Source organism: Clostridium sp. MB05 (assembly GCF_046581255.1).
GTDB lineage: Bacteria > Bacillota > Clostridia > Clostridiales > Clostridiaceae > Clostridium.
The window spans coordinates 2,505,662-2,524,410 of the sequence record NZ_CP174370.1 but is presented as its reverse complement, the minus strand read 5'-3'; the positions used below and the strand labels follow the sequence as shown (position 1 = coordinate 2,524,410).

General features: G+C 30.9%; 16 protein-coding genes. All 16 read left to right on the top strand.

The window, feature by feature from the left end; all coding sequences use genetic code 11:
* Positions 1-2: 2 nt before the first annotated feature.
* A complete protein-coding gene (locus tag ACH36K_RS11745; RefSeq protein ID WP_411167813.1) occupies positions 3-1,343 on the top strand; it encodes a DUF4179 domain-containing protein in 1,341 nt (446 codons plus the stop codon).
* 249 nt (positions 1,344-1,592) lie between these two features.
* Positions 1,593-1,997 carry a nucleotidyltransferase domain-containing protein gene (locus ACH36K_RS11740; protein WP_411167812.1) on the top strand — a complete coding sequence of 135 codons (405 nt, stop codon included), beginning with the start codon at positions 1,593-1,595 and terminating at the stop codon, positions 1,995-1,997.
* A gap of 50 nt (positions 1,998-2,047) precedes the next feature.
* Positions 2,048-2,446, top strand: a complete 399-nt coding sequence (locus ACH36K_RS11735) for a cytidine deaminase (protein ID WP_411167811.1) — start codon at positions 2,048-2,050, stop codon at positions 2,444-2,446.
* A 26-nt stretch (positions 2,447-2,472) separates the two neighbouring features.
* Positions 2,473-2,955: a hypothetical protein gene (locus ACH36K_RS11730; protein WP_411167810.1), complete on the top strand. Its 483-nt coding sequence runs from the start codon at positions 2,473-2,475 to the stop codon at positions 2,953-2,955.
* Between the two features lie 114 nt (positions 2,956-3,069).
* The gene (locus tag ACH36K_RS11725; protein ID WP_411167809.1) at positions 3,070-3,591 is read left to right on the top strand and encodes an NUDIX hydrolase; all 522 of its coding nucleotides are present in this window, start codon (positions 3,070-3,072) and stop codon (positions 3,589-3,591) included.
* A 148-nt stretch (positions 3,592-3,739) separates the two neighbouring features.
* On the top strand, positions 3,740-4,177 hold the full coding sequence (locus ACH36K_RS11720) for a hypothetical protein (protein ID WP_411167808.1): 438 nt from the start codon (positions 3,740-3,742) through the stop codon (positions 4,175-4,177).
* Between the two features lie 107 nt (positions 4,178-4,284).
* Entirely contained in the window at positions 4,285-4,812 is a 528-nt protein-coding gene (locus ACH36K_RS11715; RefSeq protein ID WP_411167807.1) for a GNAT family N-acetyltransferase, read from the top strand.
* A 98-nt stretch (positions 4,813-4,910) separates the two neighbouring features.
* Positions 4,911-5,258, top strand: coding sequence for a TIGR04076 family protein (locus tag ACH36K_RS11710; protein WP_411167806.1), 348 nt, complete (start codon positions 4,911-4,913; stop codon positions 5,256-5,258).
* Between the two features lie 284 nt (positions 5,259-5,542).
* Complete coding sequence (locus ACH36K_RS11705; protein WP_411167805.1) at positions 5,543-6,100, top strand: hypothetical protein; 558 nt, start codon at positions 5,543-5,545, stop codon at positions 6,098-6,100.
* A gap of 696 nt (positions 6,101-6,796) precedes the next feature.
* On the top strand, positions 6,797-7,792 hold the full coding sequence (locus ACH36K_RS11700; protein WP_411167804.1) for a serine hydrolase domain-containing protein: 996 nt from the start codon (positions 6,797-6,799) through the stop codon (positions 7,790-7,792).
* Between the two features lie 793 nt (positions 7,793-8,585).
* Positions 8,586-10,814: a hypothetical protein gene (locus tag ACH36K_RS11695; RefSeq protein WP_411167803.1), complete on the top strand. Its 2,229-nt coding sequence runs from the start codon at positions 8,586-8,588 to the stop codon at positions 10,812-10,814.
* Between the two features lie 4 nt (positions 10,815-10,818).
* Positions 10,819-11,469 (top strand): ABC transporter ATP-binding protein, encoded by a 651-nt coding sequence (locus tag ACH36K_RS11690; RefSeq protein ID WP_411167802.1) that lies wholly within the window; start codon positions 10,819-10,821, stop codon positions 11,467-11,469.
* 679 nt (positions 11,470-12,148) lie between these two features.
* Complete coding sequence (locus tag ACH36K_RS11685) at positions 12,149-16,069, top strand: family 43 glycosylhydrolase (protein ID WP_411167801.1); 3,921 nt, start codon at positions 12,149-12,151, stop codon at positions 16,067-16,069.
* Positions 16,070-16,544: 475 nt separating this feature from the next.
* Positions 16,545-17,357 (top strand): MBL fold metallo-hydrolase, encoded by an 813-nt coding sequence (locus ACH36K_RS11680; protein ID WP_411167800.1) that lies wholly within the window; start codon positions 16,545-16,547, stop codon positions 17,355-17,357.
* 121 nt (positions 17,358-17,478) lie between these two features.
* Positions 17,479-18,006 (top strand): GNAT family N-acetyltransferase, encoded by a 528-nt coding sequence (locus ACH36K_RS11675; RefSeq protein ID WP_411167799.1) that lies wholly within the window; start codon positions 17,479-17,481, stop codon positions 18,004-18,006.
* Between the two features lie 148 nt (positions 18,007-18,154).
* Positions 18,155-18,334, top strand: a complete 180-nt coding sequence (locus tag ACH36K_RS11670; RefSeq protein WP_411167798.1) for a hypothetical protein — start codon at positions 18,155-18,157, stop codon at positions 18,332-18,334.
* Positions 18,335-18,749: the final 415 nt, after the last annotated feature.

Here is an 18,749-nt window from a genome sequence, read left to right as displayed (position 1 = left end):
GCATGGATGAAAATTTTGATAAAAAATTAAGAGAAATGGCTAGGAATTCTAATGTTAAGGAACCTTGGGATATTAAAGAGATTGCAAAAATAGTTTGTGAAAATAATAAAAAGAAGTCAAAGTTATTAAATTATAAAAGAGCTATAGTTGCTGCAAGCATAATGCTCATATGTACTATATCATTAGGGGTATTTGGAAAAATAAGTGCTAAGGAAATACCTTTTGTTAATGGAGTTTTAGAGTATTTTACTAGAAATAATAAGGTAGATAAGGGATATGGCAACAATTCTATAGGAGAAGATTATGCAATAAATAATGAAAATTATAATATATATATTGAAAATGTATATTATGATGGGGGTAAATTAGTTTTTTTCTATAAGATTAATAGTAAAGAGCCATTAGATAGAACGAAAGAATATTATTTAAATACTGAATTAAATATTAATGCTGATATAAAGGGCATGGGAGGATTGGAGCAAAAAGATTTTGTAGACGATTATACTTATGCTGGAATGATAAGTTATGGAATAGAATCAAGTAGTAGAGATACTTGGCCAGAAAAATTAGAAGGATATATAAAAATAAATAGTATAGACATATACGGTAAAGGAAATGATGTAAAATCTGTAGCAGTTGAATCAGAACCATTAAAAATATCATTAGATAGTAATAGTGTACCAAAAAAGGAGTTAGATATAAATAAAAATATTTCTAAAGATGGTCTTACAACAGAAGTTAGTAAATTAATTAAATCACCAACTGGAATAACATTAGAAATGATTAATGCAAGTGATTCAGTAGATAATGGAATATATTTTATGACGTATTTATGGGATAGTGAAAAAGGGATTTTGGAATTTAAAGGTAAAACTAATGATAAAAATGAAAAGGGAATTATAATAAGAGAGGAATATGAGAATCCTAGTAAAAATGGAACGCTATCTATTATAACATTTGCAAGTAATTCAGGACCTATAGGGGATGGGAATGATAGGAAAAAACAATATAGCTTAATGGAAGGAGTAGATTTAGATTTATTAGATTTAGGAAGCTTAAAGGTTGAAAAAATAGAAGATAAAGATGATAAGACCTTAATTACAATGGAATTAAAAGGTTATATAGCAACACAACAAAACTTACAAATATTTAATGGTTCTAATAGATATTTACCAATAAAAATAATAAATAAAGAAGTAAAAGGAGATTTGGAGATAAAAGCAACCTATGTATATCCGAAGTTAAGCTTATCTGATGATATTGTTATTTCATTATTTCATCCCAAATATTTAGAACTATTAACAGATCAAACTATTAAAATAAACTTAGATGAACTTAAATAATCTTAATTATATTAAAAAAGCTATGAGTATTTTCATAGCTTTTTTAATTTGGTTTATAATTTATTCAATTTTGAAGTTTGTATGTTAGATAATATATACCATTTGTAGTGTTAAGTCTTTTAAAATAATATTTAAATATAGATGGAAAATCGTGTTATTATAATATTAAGAAAATAAAATTTATCTATATTAAATTATTCAGTGGTTTATATTTAACTAATAGATAAATAGTAATTTGAGAGAGGATATATGATTACGATAGAAAATTTTTTGAAAGATGTTGAAGAATGGGCAAAAGGAGATTTACATATAGAAAGTGTAATTGTAGTAGGTTCTTATGCATGTGGAACAAATAAGAACACTTCTGATATAGACCTTTGTATAATTACATCAAACAAAGAAACTATGGTTAAAAATCAAGATTTTACGAAAATATTTGGAAATATTGATAAAAAACAAACTGAATATTATGGAAAGTGTACTTCAATTAGAGTATGGTATAAGGAAGGCAGAGAAATTGAATTTGGTATTGTAGATCCATCATGGATAGAAAGTCCGTTAGATGCAGGAACGTATAAAGTATTAAGTGATGGATATAAAGTTATCATTGATAAAAAACATTATTTCAGGAATATTGATATTTCTAAAAGCTAAATTTTAAATATGTAGAGTAGGTTGGGAAATAGGAATTTGGAGGGGTAGATTTGAGAAAATTAGATTCTAAAGATATTGAGCTTATTGAAAAAGCAGTTGAGATAATAAAGAAAAATTATGATAAAAAAAATTACAATCATACTGTTGCTGCAGCGGTTAAATGTGGTGGTGGTAAGATATATGTTGGCATGAACGTTTTTTCTTTGCATGGAGTTTGCGGAGAACAAGTTGCAATAGGAACCGCTGTTACAAATGGAGAAAAACAATTTGAATGCATTGTTGCGGTTAGAGGTGAAAATGGAGATGAAATATTATCTCCATGTGGAAATTGTAGGCAAATGTTATCAGATTACTGCCCTGAATGTGAAGTGATAATACAAACAAATGATGGATTACGAAAGGTATTAGCAAAGGATTTAATTCCATTCTCATATAGCTTTGAAGGTTAACAAATTCCAATTTAGGGTGGGGTTGAATGTTAAAAAAGCAATCTGAATTTATATATATTAATAATAAACAGGTCATTTATAATTGGGAGATGAATATTATGAGATTATTTAATAAACTAGCAAAAGAAGGAATGAAGAACTCAGAATCCACTAAAAAGGTTGTATGCCAATGCATGGTAGTTGAGAATATGATTAATGGCGAGAGCCATGGTGATTATATTGCGAATATTAATAGGCTCAATGATTTGGAAAAACAGGAGATAATTGAGCTTTATGCAGGAGATAGTTATATTAAGGATGTAGCGTTACATTGTGAAAAAGAGGATCGATATACGATGAGCCATTATTACAGATGCAAGAAATGTGATAAGGTATTTTTTATAGGATTTTATTGTAGAGGAGGCTATATATTTAAAGTAGATGATATTGACTTGAACAGTATTGATTTTGCTCACATTATGTCTGGTAAAGAACAACTGGGAAGCTATTTTAATAATTCCGAAAGATAATAAAAGTAAATGGCATATCTTGTAGCACAAATTCCAATATGTAGAGTAGGTTGAAAAATAGAAATTTATAATTATAAGGTAAGTAAAAATTACTTATATTTGGTGAGGTGAAAAATGGAGATTTGGGATATTTATGACAGGGATAGAATTAAAACCGGTGCAACAATGATAAGAGGAAGTAAATTTAAAGAAAATACTTATCATATGGTAGTTCATGTTTGCATTTTTAATTCAGATGGAAAGATGTTAATTCAGCAAAGGCAACCTTTCAAAGAAGGGTGGTCAAATTTGTGGGACATTACTGTTGGTGGTAGTGCTGTATCTGGTGATTGTAGCCAATCAGCAGCTGAACGAGAGGTCCTTGAAGAAATAGGATATAAGTTGAATCTTAAAGATAAACGTCCTTCATTAACAATTAATTTTGAAGATGGTTTTGATGATTTTTATCTAGTGAAACATGATATTGATATTAATGACTTGAAACTACAACATGAAGAAGTTCAAAAGGTTATGTGGGCTGATAAAAATGAAATTATCAATATGATTGATGCAGGATATTTTATACCATATTACAAGAGCTTTATAGAATTATTGTTTGATATGAAGAATTGCATGGGTACTCATAGTAAAAAATAGTATCTAAAAAATGAGCATGATGCAAACTAAATAAATTTCAATTTAGTAATGATGTAATATTTCCATTATTCATTTTAATTTTCAGTGCAAGGTAACTTTAGCAAATATTAGAGATTATAAAATCACTATAAAATATGGAGGTTGTTTTATGAATACTTTTATTTTAATTTGTAACATTTCTGTTCCATTACTAATGATTAGTATAGGTTTATTATATAAATATAATCTATATAAAAAGATTAATAAAACATTAGATTTATTTATGCGTATAGCAATGATATTTGCTGGGGCTGGAGATGAGAGTAAAAATCATTTTTATAAGAATACAAATTTACTTGCTTCTGCTAATAAAAAATGTAGTTCAATATGGAGTATTTCAGGGATATGCACATTAGTGATTACTATAATAGTATTAATAGTAAATAAATCTAATATTATTAATGCTAATACTTTTTCTGATATGAGTAATGTAAGTGTTATTATGTTAGAAGTTGAATTCGCAATAGTAGTTGCTGTATTTATAAGCGTAGAATATTTTTTAAAGAAAAAGCTTTATAAAAAAATAGATGCCAATATTAAACTTTAGACATACAACTAAATATCAATGTGCATTAGTTTTTTTATAAACTACTTATATAAATAGAAATTTATCGAACAGCTTGTAAGAAGATTATTTATACTTTGGAGGTTGATATGAAATATATTAAAATAGAGACAGAAAGCATTAATCGAGAACTATTTGCTCACTTTCAGCGTCATCAAAGGGTAACAAAGTGTTGGAGAAAAATCGATGGAAAGTGGTGTATCAAAGAAGTTGCTTTTATCGATGACTGGACGGAAGAAGAATACGCTGAACTGTTTATCACTTTAAAAAACACTGTGGCAACTGGTGGATTGGTACTTGGATCATTCTTGAATAAGGACTTAAAAGGCTTTGTATCCATAGAACCTAATCCCTTTGGTAAAAACAAAGAGTATTTGGATTTATCTAATATTCACGTTTCAGAAGACATGCGAGGAAAAGGTATCGGGAAAGAATTGTTTCAACAGGCAAAAATATGGGCAAAAGAGTATGGAGCACAGAAACTATATATTTCAGGGCATTCGGCAGTAGAGAGCCAAGCATTCTACCGTGCAATGGGATGTGTGGAAGCACAGGAATACAGTAAGGAACACATAGCAAAAGAACCATGTGACTGTCAGTTAGAATGTAGAGTATGAGTATAAAATGTAATGACTAAATTTCAATATGTAGATTAGATTGGAATTTAGGAATTTATCGATAATCTAGTGTACAAATTAGAATTTGGAGGTTAATCATGAAAAAATGGTATGATGAGGAGTACAAATTTGAAATTGAGGTAACTGGGTTTCTTCGCAGTGACCATACAGAGCGGTACTGCCGAAACGGCGAGGAAGTGGGGGATAAGTATACCTGCACCTATGGCTGTCCCATAAATTCGGATGGACAGGGTATCTGTTCCAAGGTTATGATGATTATGTTCCCAATCATGGAGTCAGTCAGAAGTGGCGGAGATTTAGAGAACATTGGTGGCAATGGTAAATATAGCAAGGATATTGTATGCCCAGATGGCTGCGTCATGTTCAGGCTGACGGCAAAGAAACTTGACAATGAGAATTTTTATAAGGGGAAGTTTTTTGATTAGTTTTGATTTTTATTGTGATCAGTTTGAAGATAACAGAAATATATAAATTCCAATTTTTTGAGGAGTTTTATTGTAAATTACATTGTGAATAGGTATGTTATTATAATATTATGAAATTTATATTAAATTATGCAGTAGTTTATATTTAACTAATAGATAAAATAGGAATTTGACACTTAATTAAAGTGTTGAGCAATTGTATTAAAGTATTAAAGGTAACGTAGTAATAATAAAAGACAATTGTTATCAATTTAATCTTAGGTTAACTGTGAGGTAAAATTTTAATGAAGATATGTATAAATAATAAAAAGTTAAAAATTGCATTAGTAGCATTTATATTGTTTAGAATATTCATATGTATACTTAATAAACAATTGGATTTATATATAATGGTTTTCGGAGTTAATCAATGGATTATTAATTTATTAGTAAATATTTCAATCATTATAACTATTGTTAAGTTAATTTTAAATTATAATACAAAAAAAATATTAAAGTATGTAATAAATTTTTTAGCAGTGATATGTATAGTATTACTTCTATTTATAAATCTACTATTAAACAGTTCTAAAAGTTACTTTTATTTTAAATCACCTGATAAGTCCAATACATTAGTTGTAGAAGAAGATTCTTTTTTTATGAGTGGGTGGAGCAACTTTTACGAAAGAAAGGGTTTCATATTTATAAAGGATTTGAAACAACAAATAGATACTAATAACGGTTACAAACCTTTTTCATGTAATGATTATGAATTAAAGTGGTTAGATATTAAATCTATAGAAATAATTTATGGTTTTGGTTCAATGAATGTATATAAAAAAGAAATTATAAGATTTGATTAGACATAATAAAAAGATATGATGAGCAATTTTAATATATTGCAAGCGACAAATTCAAATTTGAAATGGGGATTAGTCTAAAAGAATCAGAGAGTATTTTTAATTCATTAATGCAAAAAGCATTTAAATGTTAATTATTTAATAATAATTTTTCTCTCTACAAGGGATTTAACTAAACGTTAGCTCCTTTGCAAACTATTGATTTTACTGGATTTAAGGCTTTTATTAGCTTGAAAAAATATCTACTGTTTAAATATGAAGAAAAACATAGCTTTTAGAATTTCAAATTACCACTTTTACTTGACTCAAACAGTACTATATAATTGTCTAGGTATAATATGGATTTTATGGTATAATATTTATATTAAATACGAAAGAGGTGCTGAAATGATTAAGTAATCTATTTTGGAATGACATAGTTTTTAGGCGTACTGAGGGTACGTTTTATTGTGTTGCCAAAGTTAGATTATATATCATGGATGTGCTTAGTTATATAAAAATAAGTACGTTTATTTTATGTACGTCTAAAAATCATTTGGCAGCAAATGATTTTTTTTATTGGAGGTATATTATGAAAAAAACAGCCGTTCTTATTTAGAATGATTTTTGTAATTTTAAGATTAGTGTAGCTTTGGAAAAGTAATAGATGGTTATCCAAAAGCATTGGAGATTATAGAAGATTAAAAAGGGGAGAATTATATGAATAAAAATTTAAATATAAAATTAATAGAAGATAAAATTAACAATATGAAAGAATTTTCAGGTGTCATAAGAATAAATAGAGCTGAAGAGGTATTGTTTGAAAAGGCTTATGGCTTTGCTGATATTTCAAATGATAGGATAAATAATATTAACACAAGGTTCGGAATAGCTTCAGGTGCTAAGTTGTTAACTGCAATTTCTATATGTAAGTTAGTTGAACAAGGAAAACTTAAGTTTGATTCATTATTAAAAGAGTATATAGATTGTGATAATTTTGATGAAAATGTAACAGTAAAGCATTTATTAACGCATACCTCAGGGTTACCAGATTATTTTTATGAAGATTTTACTGAAATAACTATTCCTATGTATATGCTGAAAGAACCAAAAGATTTTCTTCCGTCTATGATAATGCAAAAAAGTATTTTCAAGCCAGGTGAAAAGTACCAATATAATAACGGAGGATATGTAATTCTAGCCTATATAGTTGAAAAAGTAAGTGGAATGAGATTTATTGACTTTGTAAAAGAACACATATTTGATGTTTTAGAAATGAATTCAAGTGGTTATTTTAGTATGGACATGTTACCTAAAAACTGTGCTTATGGATACGAAGAAAATAGTGATGGTACGTTAAAAACTAATATATTTTCAATCCCAATAATTGGAGGAGGAGATGGTGGAGTTTTTGTAACAGCTAACGATATAAGTAAGCTATGGGATGGATTATTAAATTATAAATTATTAAATAAGGATATTACTAATGAATTATTGACCCCACAAGTATATGTTCATTACGACGTATACTATGGTTATGGTATTTATATAGTAAAAAGAGATGATGGCATTTATAAATATTTTATAACTGGTGGAGACCCTGGTGTTAGCTTTGAGTCAACAGTATATCCTAATAAAGAAATTGAGGTAACTATACTAGGAAATAGAAAATTTAGTACCTATGAATTATTAATGGAAATAGAAAATATAAATTAGATAATGAACAAATTTAATGTGTTTTAATATATAACCAAATTCAAATTTTGCACCTCAAAAGGGAATCAGCTATTTAAAGATGCACTCTTCGATAAATTAGCCATTTGAATTTTAAAAATATAATGTTGTTTGGTACTTATTGTCTTGGGGATAACTAAAGCTATACACAGCCTATCTTTTATAATATTAAGAAAGTAACATTTATCTATATTAAATTATGCAGTGGTTTATATTTAACTAATAGATAAATAGGAATTTCGTCGAGGTAAAGTGAATAATTTAATATAATAGTGGTAAGAACTTAAACATTAGTTTTTAAGATAGATAAAAGATTGTTGTGTACAAAAACAAATGCTTAAGGATAAAGAGCCTATAGAAAAAATAATGAAATATACCAAATTTAGTGAAGAAGAGATTCTTAAAATCCAAATATAATAAAAACTTATTGTTGGAAACCTATAGGGTTTCCATTTTTCTTTGTAAAATATAGTCAACATTTATTACATAAATAGAGTATCACTTAAAGTATTTAAATATCAACTTACTAATCTTACACTAACTGTAAGTATTTTATTTTCACCAATCCATTTATAATAATTATAGAAGATGAAAAATCAAAGTAGATGAAAATACGAGTTTTTTGTTTACTATAAGATATGAAGTGAAAGGTGGTTATAATGAGTGAAAGAATATTTGTTATCTTTTAATTTTTTTATTAATATCACTGACAAATAAATTCTTATGGTGTTTTGAAAATTAGAATATTGATGATATGGAAAGGAGACAATTTGATATGAAGATAATGAAGAAAGTATCTTTTATTGGTACTGCTCGCTATCTTGGAGCTATATTAATAGTAATGCAGGGCATTTTACTTGCCTTACTTGCTATTTTTATGCTAAATAGCAAGTATCAAAATCAGTGGAATAAATATTTGAAAACAGATTATGCACTCGATGTGTATCTTCAAAATATCTCTGAGGATCATAAAGGCAATATTGAAGAATTTCTACATAATGAGGCACTTGAAAAAAATCTCTTTATAGCTAGAAAAGATTCAGCGTTAAATAATGAAGGCTATTTTTCAGGCTATACTTTTGGCATATATGGTGATGTTGAAAACAACGAGGTTTCATTTGAATTTTATGGTAAAAAAGTTATTGAGAAAGATATGCTTAATAAACTCCTTTTATCAGAAGTGGATGAAAGTACCCTTGGTATAGATAAAGGTAGTGTTTACAGTGTTGGTGAAATTCCTTCATTTAGATTTGGGCAAAAAACGGTTTTTAAAAAGTTGAACTATTTAATAGAAGAAAGTGGTACTATCAACGGAGACTACGTTGTCCTTGGATTAAATGATAGTGATAAAAATGCTTTTATACAGGGATTGGCTTTAGCGTGTAATGTGCCAGCTGATGATCTACTCAATGAGAAGAAAGGTTTTTTTTCAGATGATAGTTTTGCAAAAACAATAATACTTGTATTTATTTTTGCTCAGGTAATTTTAAATACTGTGTATTTTATGATTATAACTATACGAAACATAAGTAAAAGTGGTAAATTGGCACTTTTAGGATGGTCAAGAACCGCATATTGTACTGAAACCTTAGGAATATTTATTGGTTATGCACTGCTAAATATTCCAATTCAAATCATTATAGGAATTTTGCTTTCTGGTTGGAGCAAAATGACAGGTTTATTTATTAGTTATTTCATAGTATGTGCAGTTATAAACCTTATATTGGTAATATTAGAAGTCGCAATTTCAGCTATAATTCAGCTATCAATTAGCCCACTGAATGCAATTAAGGGCAGAATACCCAAAAATACATTGTATATTTTTGGGATACTGGCGTATATTGGAGTAAGTGCGGGAATTGTGTTTTGTGGTCTTTATGTAGACGGTCCTATGAAGACCATATCAGAAAATGCAAGACTTTCACAAATGTGGAGTAGTGTATCGGAGTTTCAGATTTTAAAAAATATTTCGATTGGGAATGATCAAAGTTCCATTAGTGGAAATTCAAAAGAGCTTGATCAAAGTTTTTATGACTGGTACAAAGGTATGTATGATGATAATGGAGTATATCTAATAAATACAAAGTATCACGATAATGAACAGTTAGATGGATGGAAACAAAATAATGTATATGAAGATAGTCCTGAAAACCCATTTTGGTATTTTTTATATTCGCCAAATTATATAAAATCTCTGAATTTGAATGTTGATAGTAGTATTCTAAATGAGGCAAAATCAGGAACAAGAGTTTACCTGATACCAGAATCTTATTCAGAAAATGAGAAAGTTAAGATGAAAAACTGGCTCACAGAATCATCAACAAAAATGCCACATGAAGGAGATATCAGTACTGTATTTAATAAAGAAAAGAATGTAAAATTTATAGAATATACTCCTAAAGATAACATGTTTACATGGAATACGAAGTCAACATATGAAAATACATGTATTAATCCGGTTATTTATATATGTACACCGGAAAATATGACCTATTTTGAATCAGAGAGTCTTAGAGCAAACGGCTTTAATGGTTATATAAAATTTGTGAATAAAGCAGTAGCAGAAAAATATCTTGATAATGATATACTTGAAAAATATAAATTGGATGACAATAATCCTGAATTTGTAAATACAGGAAAATACATCGATGGACTACAGAAAGATTTAATGACTACAATTGCATGGTTTGGAGTGGTATTTTTAATATTAACGCTTATCCTTCTAGGAATATTAATTGCTCTTGCAACAGTTTTTAGAATTGCAAATCAGGAAAAAATTAATGTTAAGAAATTTTTAGGCTATGGATTTATTAATTTATATCGCATGCCAATTATTATGCTTATTTCTGTTATATGTATTGAGTTGATTATTATGCTTATTATGCATTCTAAGTTTGGGTTTCTGTTAATGCTTATCGTGGCAGTTATTCAGATACTTATTTTTTTAAGGTATATGACTAAATGTGAAATTGAAAACATACGTATGGCGTTTAAAGGAGAGTAGAATTATGGCAAAAGCAATAGAAGTATTAAATGTTACAAAGAAATTTGGGAAAAGATATATATTTAAAAATCTAAATTTGTCCGTTGAAGACGGGGAGTTTATTTCAATTGTTGGACCAAGTGGTTGTGGAAAATCAACTCTCCTAAATATGATAGGCCTTTTAGAATCAAGGGATGCAGGTCAGATTAAGCTAAAAGGAAAAGAAATTCCTAAAATAGAAAGCAACGGAGCTACAATGTTAAGGCGAAATACAATTAATTACTTATTTCAATCATTTGCGTTAATTAATGATATGACAATATATCAGAACCTTTTTCTGGCAATGAATTTCTCTAATATTACTACCAAGGAAAAGGATAAAAGAATAGAGGAAATATTAGAAAAGGTTCATTTAGAAAAATTTAAAGATGAAAAGGTTAATACTCTCTCAGGAGGTGAACAACAAAGAGTGGCACTGGCAAGAACAATACTGAAGCCAGGTGATATAATTCTTGCAGATGAGCCAACTGGATCTTTAGATTCTGCTGCAGCTGAAATAGCATTTAACCTAATTAAGGATTTAAGCAAACAGTATAGAAAGACTGTAATTATGGTTACTCATAGTGAAAATTTAGCAAATCAAGCAGATAGAATAATTAACATTTCAAAATGTTAATTAACTCTAAGAAAATCAACCTTCCATAAATTGAATATATGTATTTATGGAAGGTTTTTTATTATCTAATAAACAAGTGGTTTTTCATTCTTTTGTAGTATATCAATAGAAACTACATACTCTTTTTAGATCGCTATTCAGATATTGATGATGTAATTTTAATGGGTTAATATATTGGTTATGTAATTGCAATATCTATTTTAAAGTTGTTTGTTAGCAAAAAAGTAACGTTGTTTAAAAGGTATTGTGAATAGTATTCTGTGCGGTAAATTCCAATTTAGCGAACAGCTTGTAAGAAGATTATTTTTATTTTGGAGGTTGATATGAAATATATTAAATTTACTGTTCAGTTGTTCAAATTTCATATTTATGCAGATATTTAAGACAAATGATTTTGTAATAGAGCCATTTTTGAAATATCTCTCCCCATTTAGTTACTATAATGCGGAAAGTCTGGTTGTGAAATCTACATTTGAAATGAACTATTTAATTATCAGTATGTTAGTGATTATGATAACTGGAGGATTAGCATATTTGTTTCTTGCGAAAAAATAGCAAAAAATTGCGAATGAATTGTGGAAAAAAATGTAATATGATAAGATGCTTTTAGGGCTATAACATAAGGTGATTACATTTTAATGTTAGAGTATCCAATAATATAAGAGGGGGAAAAGAAAAAATGAGAACACGCATTACAAAATGGTTGTCGGCGATTTTGGCAGTAATCATATTATTTCCAGCAATGCCGCTTAAAGCATGGGTATCGGACAACGGTGACGGAACATTCAGCAATCCCGTTATGTGGGGTGACTATCCTGATAATGACATCATCAGAGTAGGCGATACTTATTACATGTCTTCTACCAGTATGCATTTATTCCCGGGATGCCCGATCATGAGTTCCAAAGACCTGGTAAACTGGAAATACGAAAGTTATACATTATCTGAAGAAGATGCTTTAAAGCTAGCTAAGAACGATGACGGACTGACATTGAAAAATGGAAGAAATGTTTATGACAAAGGGCCATGGGCAACCAGTCTTCGTTACAGCGAAAAACTTAAGAAATTCTATCTTCTGGTTAATATTCAAGATGGCGTAGATTCAGAATATGCAATCCTGTGTGTTGCCGACAAAGCATCCGGACCATGGAACACTTACCGTCTGGATAATCCGGAAGGAGAAATCAAGGGATTATATGATCCGGGGCTGCTCTTTGACAAAGATCCGGTGACAGGCAAAGAAAGTGGTGATATTTGGGTTATACATGGACAGGGACGTCTTTTTGCGACTAAACTATATGTGGTAAATGAGCAGACAGGTGAACTGGCTATCGACCAAGAACAGAAAAACATTCCGATTTACAATTACCAAGGTGGTTACTTTAATGAAGGATCTCACGTATACAAAATTGGAGATACTTACCATATCATCAGCACACCTACATGGAGCGGAACTTCAACCAAGAAGTCCATTGATATCCAGACAAAAGATCTAGTAAATGGACCTTATAATGTAAAGGATATCATGCGCAGTTATATGAATTTTGGTGAAAATGGCATTCATCAGGGCGGAATTGTAGATGTACCACAGGAAGATGGCTCTTCTGAGTGGTGGTCCGTTATCTTCCAAGACCGTGGTAAACTTGGCCGCGTTCCGACGCTTCAGCCTGTTTACTGGGAAGAGGATGAAAACGGCCTGAAATGGCCGGTGATGGGTGTGAAAGGACAAAATGGCGATCAAGCAGTGGTTACCATGAAGAAACCGAATACCGGTGCACACACTGAGCCTGAAAAACCTGCTGATTCCGATGAATTTAACAGTGAGATGCTTGGCAATAACTGGCAGTGGAATCATGTCTCAGATCCGGAAAAATGGAGCCTGACAGAGCGCTCTGGATATATGCGCCTTCATACGGCTACCGTAACGGACAACCTCTCTACAGCTCAGAATACATTGCGTCAGAGAGTTGTAGGGCCGGAAAGCTCTGCTACCATTAAGATGGATATTTCCAACATGAAGGATGGAGATATTGCCGGATTATCGGTTATCCAGAGAGACTACAACTACATTGGTGTTACAACGGAGGGCGGGGACAAGAGAGTCATGATTAATGACAAGGGTACAGAACAGATTTCCGAGGCTATTCCTGTCGATACCAAAGATATCTGGTTCCGTGCATCTATGCCGCGTTTTGAGTATCGCACCGAATTTTCTTACAGTCTGGACGGAGAGAACTTCATCAGACTGGGTGGGCGATATGATATGCATGAAGGCAATTATGTAGGAATGGGGTTTGGTGCATTCAATTATGCCACAAAAGAGTTGGGCGGTTATGTGGATTTGGATTACTTCCATATGGACATGCCGGATGACCATGGAAACTACAATACGTTAAATGAAAAAATCGAGGCTGAGAGATACGACAATCAAAGCTATGATACTTCACTTGGAGAGCCAAGCCGGTATTACAATCCGCTGACTGAATGGACAGCAGACTATGCAAATGCAGATAATCTGACCAAAAATGGAGAAGCTTATGATCTAGCACTTGGCAATCTAAGAGAAGGCAACTGGGTTTCGTATAACCGTGTAGACTTCAAAGACGGAGCTGACTGGTTTAACTTCCGTATATCAGGAACAGCAGATGGCGGTCAGATTGAAGTTCGATTAAATGATGCTCAGGGAGACGTTCTGGCAACGATAGATGTTCCAAATACCGAAGACCGGGAAACATTCCAGAATGTAGTTGTGCCACTGGAGACATCACCGACAGGTGTAAAGAAAATCTGTCTGGTATATCGCGAAGGTGCACCTGCATCCTGCCGTATCAACTGGTTTATGGCTGGAACAGGAGAACAGCCGCAAGTTCCAGAAGCTCCTGAGAACCTTCAGGCAGAAGCTATAGGAAATACGCAAATTGAATTTTCATGGGACGAAGTTCCGGGAGCAGCAAGTTACGATTTGAAAATCGGCGAGGAAATCGTCACTAACGTAACGGGCCCGTATGTGAAAACAGGAATACCGGAAGGTGCATTATACAAGGTGTATGTCCGCGCTAAAAATGAGGGCGGTTATAGTGCATGGAGTCAAGGAGTCGAGGTTTCTACCCCGGTTAATCCGAAGCGTATCCCCCAAAGCAGCATTTCTATTCCAAAATTCTCCAGTGAAGAAGCCGGGGGAGAAGGGCCTAAGAGTGGTTACATCTCTGCTATTTTAGATGGCGATGCCAATACCTTCTGGCATAGTAGATGGAGTTACGAAGTCGCTAAGCCGCCTCACTGGTTTATACTTGATTTAGGAGGTTCTTATGATATAAATCAGATTACCATACTTCCGCGTCAGGGAAGTGGTGATAGACCGAATGGACTGATTCAGAAGTTTACACTTTCCTATAGTACTACAGGCATGAAAGATGAAGATTTTACTACTATAGGACAAAAAGAACTTCCACTAAATGAGAAATTGCAGACCATCGACTTTGACATTGTTCATGCACGCTATCTGAAAGTATATATTGATGAAAGCTGGAATGATTTTGCATCTCTGGCAGAGATAGAAGTTTTCCGAAGCGAAGCGGACACTGTAAGTAAAGATGGTTTAATAGAGGTGGTAGAAGAAGTTAAAAATTTAAACAAAGCTGATTATACAGATTTATCATGGGAAGTACTAGAAAAAGCTTTAGAAGCTGCAAATGTTGTATTAGCTAATGAAGAGGCAACTCAAGGAGAGGTAGATGTTGCAAAAGAAGTCTTAGAAGCCGCAATTGAAGCCTTAGAAAAGGTGCCAGTAAATATATTTAAGAAACATTTAGAAATTGCTGTAGAAGAGGCTAATAAATTAACTGAAGAAGAGCTTTCTAAAGTTGTTCCAGTTGTAGTTAAGGAGTTTAAAGATGCATTAGCTGAAGCAGAAGCTCTATTAGCAAATAATGATGCAACTCAAGATGAGGTAAATATATCCTTTGATAGATTAAGTAAAGTAATGCAAATGTTATCCTTTGAAAAAGGTGATAAGGAATCGCTTATTTCATTAATTGATAAAATTAATGGGTTAGATGCAGATGAGTATCTTTCAGCAACGTGGGAAAAGCTACAAAAGCAATTAGAAATTGCAAACAAGGTAGTTTCTGATGAAAATGCTTTAGAGGCAGAAGTAATGAAGACTTATGAAGATTTAATAAGGTCATTCTTAGAGTTAAGATTAAAACCAAATAAGGATAGATTACAAGAGTTAATAGATAAGGCAAATAGTATTGATAGAAATAAATATACTGAAAAGAGCTTAAAGAATTTAGACAATGTATTAGCAGACGCAGGAAACATATTTGCTAATGAAGAAGCTACAGAAAAGGAAGTAGCTAAAGCAGAAAAAGACATTGAGGTAGCATTAGATAGCCTAACAGAAAAAGATAATAATAACAGCAACAATGACAATGAAGGACAAAATAACGGTGGCAACAAAGATAATGGTGAAAAACCAAATAAAGGTGGTAAATTACCAAATACAGGAGGAGCACCAGCGGTGGCTGTAGGGCTATTTGGAACACTTATTTCAGCTATAGGTATTTCAATTTTTAAAAAGAAAAAAGAAAATATGTAATAATGTAAGAAAAGAAGGCTATTGTTTAAATGCAATAGCCTTAGCTTTTTGTTTTGATTGTATAGAGTTAGAAAAATATAAAGATAAGTTCATCATAAGCATAGTTGTAGCGACTATCAAACCTATGAAACTAATAAAATTAGATAGAGTTAAACTAAAAGGTAAAAATTATATAATAAAAGATAAACAGGGATTTATAAAATAATCTTATGGTGGACAAGATGGTAATTGCTGAAAGAATTCAAATAAGTAGAGTAACTGAAAATCATTTATTCCGCAAAGGGTGTGCATATTATTCATCCACTTTTTTATTATCAACAAAAGGTTTATTGGAATAAAATTGGAAATAGTGTTAATATAAGATTAACTAATTAATTAAGAGTTGTATTAAATTGTGAGTTAGTTTTTTATTTAACTAATAGATAAAATAGGAATTTAGAGAGAGTTATATCATTATTGATAAGGAGTAAAGTTCATGAAAGCAATTATTTTAGTAGACAATATAGCAGGTGAACAGCTAAAACATGAATGGGGACTTGCTATTTTTATAGAATATGAGGGCAAAAATATTCTGTTGGATACTGGTTGTTCTAAGCTTTATTTGGATAATGCGAAGAAACTTGATGTAGATATAAGAAAAATAGACTACGGAGTGTTATCCCACGCTCATTATGACCACGCAAACGGCATGGAAAGCTTTTTTCATGAAAACAAAGAATCAAAATTTTATTTGCGTGCAGGCAGCGGGGAAAATTGCTACTTAAAGTTTGGGATATTCAGTCACTATATAGGAATACGCAAAGGCACCTTGGAAACTTATAAGGACAGAATCGTATTTGTAGATGGAGATTACGAACTGATTCCAGGAGTTACCTTAATACCTCACAAAACATCCAATCTGGCTATGATTGGCAAGAAGAATAAGATGTATATAAAAAAAGAAAGAAAATGGTATCCTGATGATTTTTCTCACGAACAGAGTATTGTTTTGGAGACAGAAAAGGGACTGGTCATCTTAAATAGTTGTTCTCATGCAGGTGCAGATCTGATTATCCGTGAGGTGGCAAACACTTTTCCTAATAAGCATATTTATGCTATGATTGGAGGTTTTCATTTATACAATGCATCTCATGAGGAAGTAAAAGCTTTTGCTAATAGGGTAAAAGACACTGGTATTGAAAAAGTATATACCGGCCATTGTACTGGAGAAAAGTCATACCAGATTTTGAAGGAGCAGTTAGGGGAGAAACTGGAACAGTTTAAGGTTGGATTGACTATCGATATATAGTGAACGTACTGCTATATGAGATAGTATGCTTGGTAAAAAGTATGATACACTTAGCAATTCGTCAAATATCCCAATTTATCTAACAGCTTGTAAGAAAATTATTTATACTTTGGAGGTTGATATGAAATATATTAAGATAGAGACAGAAAGCATTAATGGAGAACTATTTGCTCACTTTGAGCGTCATCAAAGGGTAACGAAGTGTTGGAGAAAAATCGACGGAAAGTGGTGTATCAAAGAAATTGCTTTTATCGATAACTGGACGGAAGAAGAATACGCTGAACTGATTATCGCTTTAAAAAACACGGTGGCAACTGGTGGATTGGTACTTGGAGCATTCTTGAATAAAGACTTAAAAGGTTTTGTATCTATAGAACCTAAAATATTTGGTAAAAACAAAGAGTATTTGGATTTATCTAATATTCACGTTTCAGAAGACATGCGAGGAAAAGGTATCGGGAAAGAATTGTTTCAACAGGCAAAAATATGGGCAAAAGAGTATGGAGCACAGAAACTATATATTTCAGGGCATTCGGCAGTAGAGAGCCAAGCGTTCTACCGTGCAATGGGATGTGTAGAAGCACAGGAATACAGTAAGAAACATGTAGCAAAAGAACCATGTGACTGTCAGTTAGAATGCAGAGTATGAGTATAAAATGTAATAACTAAATTCCAATATGTAGATTAGATTGGAGAATAGGAATTTATCAGTAATATTATTCTTGTTAAGATAATTATTAAATTTTAACTTTAACTTTTGCTAAATGATTTAACAAATTAACTAGGAGATGATATATATGCTAAATAAAAAGAAAATAGAGAGGTCAGGTTATGGTTTAGCAGTAGTTTTTTTTATACTAGAAATGATTATTCTTTACACATATAGAGAGATAACTCTTCTTTCTAATTTATTGTTAACTATTGCATTTATTCTATTAGTTGCTACAACTGTTTACAAATATTGTTTTAATAAATAATTTAAACTATTACAAAACAAATTCAAATTTGAAATAGAGATTAGTTTAAAAGAATCAAAGGTTAATTTTAATTCATTAATGCAAAAGCATTTAAAGGTTAATTATTTAATAAAAATTATATAAAATTATTTGAATAATATGAAAAATATGGTATGATAAAGAAAAACATGTTGAAAGGGGATAGTAAGTTATGACACCAGCTAATTGCTAATATTAATTGAAATATAATTTAAAATTATTTTAATTTAATATGTATTTTATAATGAGTTTTAAATTGCCTAATTATTTAGGTTTAATTGTTATGCTCTTTATGGAATAAGGCGTTAGAAGGTAACTTACTTTACTGAAATTCAAGATTATAAATTATAGTATATATGTTTAATAAGATTTCTATATTATAGTGTGCAATATTTAT